We start from the raw sequence: 4,557 nt of genomic DNA, 5'->3' as shown, positions 1-4,557 counted from the left end.
TCGGCGAGATCATCCGCCTCGTGCTGATCAACTGGCGCGATGTGACCAACGGCTCGGCCGGCGTTGCCGGCATTCCCAAGGTGTCGTTCTTCGGCCTGATCTCGTTCAACGTGTCGGATCCAAACTACATCGCCAAGGTGCTGGGCATTGCCCAGTCGGGCGCCTACTACAAGATCTTCCTCTACTACCTCATCCTTCTTCTCTGCCTGCTTACGGCCTTCGTCACTATCAGGCTGCGCCGCCTGCCGGTGGGACGCGCCTGGGAAGCGCTGCGTGAGGACGAGATCGCCTGCCGCTCGCTCGGCATCAACACCACGACCACCAAGCTGACGGCCTTTGCCACTGGCGCCATGTTCGGCGGCTTTGCCGGGGCGTTCTTCGCCGCCCGGCAGGGGTTCGTCAGCCCCGAATCCTTCGTCTTCCTGGAATCGGCGATCATCCTGGCCATCGTGGTGCTCGGCGGCATGGGCTCGCTGGGCGGCATCGCGGTCGCGGCGCTGGTCATGATCGGCGGCACCGAGATCCTGCGCGAACTCGACTTCCTCAAGACAGGCCTGCACTGGGGCGGCACAACGATCATTCCAGGCTTTGGTCCAGACTTCACGCCCGAACTCTACCGCATGCTGCTGTTCGGCATGGCCATGGTGATCGTCATGCTTTGGAAACCGCGCGGCTTCGTCGGCAGTCGCGAGCCGACGGCCTTCCTGAAGAAGCGAAAAGCGGTCTCGGGCTCTTTCACCAAGGAGGGCCACGGCTGATGAACGCGCAAGCTTCCCCCAGTGATTTCATCCTTCAGGTCGAGCACCTGTCGATGAAGTTCGGCGGCCTGATCGCCATCGGCGACCTGTCGTTCCAAGCCAAGCGCGGCGAGATCACCGCGCTGATCGGGCCGAATGGTGCCGGTAAGACGACAGTGTTCAACTGCATCACCGGCTTCTACAAGCCGTCGGAGGGAATGATCACGCTCAACCGGCGTGACGGCTCGACCTATCTGCTCGAGCGGCTGGCCAATCACGAGATCCCGGCGCGCGCCAAGGTGGCGCGCACTTTTCAGAACATCCGCCTGTTCTCCGGTATGACGCTGCTGGAAAACCTTCTGGTCGCCCAGCACAACAAGCTGATGAAGGCCTCGGGATATACTTTCCTCGGCTTGTTTGGCTTCCCGAGCTATCGGCAGGCATCGGCGGAGTCGATCGAGCTCGCCAGGCACTGGCTGGAGAAGGCCGATCTCGTCGACCGCGCCGACGACCCGGCCGGCGACCTGCCCTATGGCGCGCAGCGGCGGCTGGAGATCGCGCGCGCCATGTGCACGGGGCCGGAACTTCTGTGCCTCGACGAGCCGGCCGCCGGCCTCAATCCGAAGGAATCGGCCGCGCTCAACGACCTGTTGATGGGCATCAAGAGCACGGGTACCTCGATCCTGCTCATCGAGCACGACATGTCGGTGGTCATGCAGATCTCCGACCATGTCGTCGTGCTCGAATATGGCCGCAAGATCTCCGACGGTAATCCGCAGTCGGTGAGGACTGATCCGCGCGTCATCGCCGCCTACCTCGGCGTCGACGACGAGGAGGTCGAAACGGTGCTGACCGAAGTCGGGGACGAGGATGTGGTCGAGCAGCTCGATACCTCGCATCAGCACGAACAGGTCCCTGGATCGAAAGGCGGGATCACGTCAGCCAAGCGGGGAGGGGACAAGTGATGGCCAGCCAGCCGCTGCTCGATATCAAGGGCGTCCAGACCTACTACGGCAACATCCGGGCGCTGAACGGCGTCGAGGTCAGCGTCAACCAGGGCGAGATCGTGGCGCTGATCGGCGCCAACGGCGCCGGCAAGTCGACGCTGATGATGACCATCTTCGGCGCGCCGCGCGCCCGCGTGGGCTCAATCACCTTCGCCGGCACCGACATCACGCAGATGCCGACGCACGAGATCGCGCGGCTGCGCATCGCCCAGTCGCCGGAAGGACGCCGCATCTTTCCGCGCATGACGGTGATGGAAAACCTGCAGATGGGCGCCAGCCTCGACAACCTCAAGCACTATGACGAGGACGTCGAGAAGGTGTTCACTCTGTTCCCGCGCCTGAAGGAGCGCATCGCCCAGCGTGGCGGCACGCTGTCGGGCGGCGAGCAGCAGATGCTGTCGATCGGGCGCGCGCTGATGGCGCGGCCGAAGCTGCTTCTGCTCGACGAGCCGTCGCTGGGGCTGGCGCCGCTGATCGTCAAGCAGATCTTCGACGCCATCCGCGAATTGAACAAGAGCCAGGGGCTGACGGTGTTCCTGGTCGAGCAGAACGCCTTCGGCGCCCTCAAGCTCGCCGATCGCGGCTACGTCATGGTCAACGGCAACGTGACCATGAGCGGCAGCGGCAAGGACCTGCTCGCCAATCCGGAAGTGCGCGCCGCCTATCTCGAAGGCGGGCATCACTAAGAGGGATCTTCATCATGGGCATTCTCTACGAAGAAGCCTCGATCTGGCAGTTCCTGTTCGTCACCTGCCTGCTGGGCGGCTGGGCGGCATGGATGACCGGCAAGGCGGCGGCGCAGACCTGGAACAGCCATGTGCAGCTGTTCTTCTATATGCTCGGCCTCGGCATAGGCATCAGGTTCATCCATCACGCGCTGTTCACAGGCACGATGCTCTCGCTGCATTACTATATCGTCGACACCATCGTGCTGATGATCCTGGGCTTTCTCGGCTATCAATACACGCGCACCAACCAGATGGTGACACAGTATAATTGGCTCTACGAAAGAGCTTCCTTATTGAACTGGAAGGGCAAGAGTTGACCGAAACTCCAATGCAATCGATGTCGACGGCATTGTTGCATGGGTGCCTCGGAAACGATTTTTCACAAGTGACTTAGAGGGTGGGCTGTGACTGCAGCGTGGTGTCTCAACATCGACGCGTGGTCATAGGACAAATCGCCTGAGGCAAGGTCGGAAATCAGGCCGGGCGGGAGAAGTGGTGCAATGAACGATCATGTTATCCTCGCGCTCGCAGCTTTCGGCGCAGGTGTCTTGAACACCATCGCAGGCGGCGGGACGTTTTTGACGTTTCCGGCTCTGGTGTACACTGGGATTCCCGTAGTCGCTGCAAATGCGACCAGCGCGGTGGCGGTGTTCCCCGGCTACCTGGGCGGCGCAAGCGGCTTCCGCCATGAGATATCGCAATTCGACAGGCGCAGGCTTCTGGCGATCGTAGCGCTGACGGCTGTCGGCGGGTTGATCGGCTCCATTCTGCTTCTGATGTCGTCCAACAAGGCTTTCTCTTTCGTTGTGCCCTTTCTTCTGGCGATGGCAACGCTCGCTTTCGCCTTTGGCAACCGCTTGCAGAAATGGACGCAACGGCTAAGCGGCAAGCGCTCAGACGGACTGTTCGGTGTCGTGCTTGTAGCGATTTATGGCGGCTATTTTAACGGGGGGTTGGGCATTGTCCTCCTGGCGCTGTTCTCTCTTTGGGGGATGCGCGACCTCAGCCTTATGAATGGCCTGAAGAACTGTGTTTCGTTTGTCTTATCGGCCATTTCGGTGGCTACGTTTGCGGCTGCGGGCATCGTGGCCTGGCCGCAGGCTGTTCTCATGATGATAGCAGCTGCTATCGGCGGGTATGCGGGTGCGCCGCTCGCCAGAGTGTTGCCCGCGGCCGTCGTGCGGCTGGTAGTGATCCTGACCGGCACCATTCTGAGCGCCGTGTTTTTCTGGCGACTGCTCGCATAGCAGACAGGACCCTCCGCCGACCGGGCGACTGAGCGTCCGCCATACGTTGCCATGATTGACGCATGCGCGGCAGGTATCGCGCGCCCGCAGATTGCCGAACCGAATCGATTTTTCCTCCCCCGACGCGCAATCGTCATAACCGCTTTTCCGGTTAGCCTCGTGCGATTGTCGCGAGCCTCAGCGGCCTCATCGTCCGCTCCAAGCTTCAAAAGCCTTCTGAGACCGCGGCTGAGGAGGTAGCGGCAGCACGCGTCCCCATACCCAAACAGCGCGCACAAAATTCATCAATCCAAAGGGCGAACAAACCCGTTGACCAAATGCGCCTGTCATGCGATTGTATTTTTAGATTTAGAAAAACATCGAGGGCACAACCAATGACCAGCCACTTCAAGAATTCGTGGGAGCAGCGAGATGTCGAGAATGTTTTCCACGGCTTCACGGACCTCGAAACACTCAACCGCAACGGTCCGGTGGTCCTGACTCATGGCGACGGGATCCATGTCTTCGACGTGCATGGCAAGCGCTACATCGACGCGAACTCAGGCCTGTGGAACAACGTTGCAGGGTTCAATCACCAGGGCCTGATCGACGCTCTTTGCGATCAAGCGCGCAGGTTTCCGGGCTACCATGCTTTCTTCGGCCGCATAGCCGACACTACGGTGGCTTTGTCAGAGAAGCTGGTGGAAGTGTCGCCGTTTCCAACCGCCAAGGTTTATTATACAAACTCCGGCTCTGAGGCGAACGACACCGTCGTAAAGATGCTATGGATGCTGCACCGCCGCAACGGGCAGCCGCAGCGCCGCAAGATCATTACACGCATCAATGCCTACCACGGTGT

General features: G+C 60.8%; 5 protein-coding genes and 1 pseudogene. All 6 read left to right on the top strand.

The features are described from left to right. Positions 1–758 (top strand): ABC transporter permease subunit (locus ACODTY_RS23410; protein ID WP_488996573.1); only part of this gene is annotated, 758 nt, incomplete at its 5' end. Beyond that, a pseudogene (locus ACODTY_RS23405) lies at positions 758–1,660 on the top strand (ABC transporter ATP-binding protein); the annotation flags it as partial. The gene ACODTY_RS23410 and the pseudogene ACODTY_RS23405, both read left to right, overlap by 1 nt. A gap of 41 nt (positions 1,661–1,701) precedes the next feature. Beyond that, positions 1,702–2,430, top strand: a complete 729-nt coding sequence (locus tag ACODTY_RS23400; RefSeq protein ID WP_488996572.1) for an ABC transporter ATP-binding protein — start codon at positions 1,702–1,704, stop codon at positions 2,428–2,430. Positions 2,431–2,441: 11 nt separating this feature from the next. After that, positions 2,442–2,789, top strand: coding sequence for a DUF6867 family protein (locus tag ACODTY_RS23395; RefSeq protein ID WP_488996574.1), 348 nt, complete (start codon positions 2,442–2,444; stop codon positions 2,787–2,789). 183 nt (positions 2,790–2,972) lie between these two features. After that, positions 2,973–3,719: a sulfite exporter TauE/SafE family protein gene (locus ACODTY_RS23390; protein WP_488996571.1), complete on the top strand. Its 747-nt coding sequence runs from the start codon at positions 2,973–2,975 to the stop codon at positions 3,717–3,719. Positions 3,720–4,093: 374 nt separating this feature from the next. After that, positions 4,094–4,557 (top strand): aminotransferase class III-fold pyridoxal phosphate-dependent enzyme (locus ACODTY_RS23385; RefSeq protein WP_488996570.1); only part of this gene is annotated, 464 nt, incomplete at its 3' end.

The sequence above is a fragment of the Mesorhizobium sp. FG116 genome, from assembly GCF_057809835.1.
The sequence above is the reverse complement of the archived record's forward strand: the minus strand, read 5'-3'. Positions and strand labels throughout refer to the sequence as shown.

What these genes read in the sequence shown, in the direction of transcription:
- ACODTY_RS23400 (WP_488996572.1), top strand. Translation starts at nt 1,702, where the DNA reads ATGGCCAGCCAGCCGCTGCTCGATATCAAGGGCGTCCAGACCTACTAC.
- ACODTY_RS23390 (WP_488996571.1), top strand. Translation starts at nt 2,973, where the DNA reads ATGAACGATCATGTTATCCTCGCGCTCGCAGCTTTCGGCGCAGGTGTC.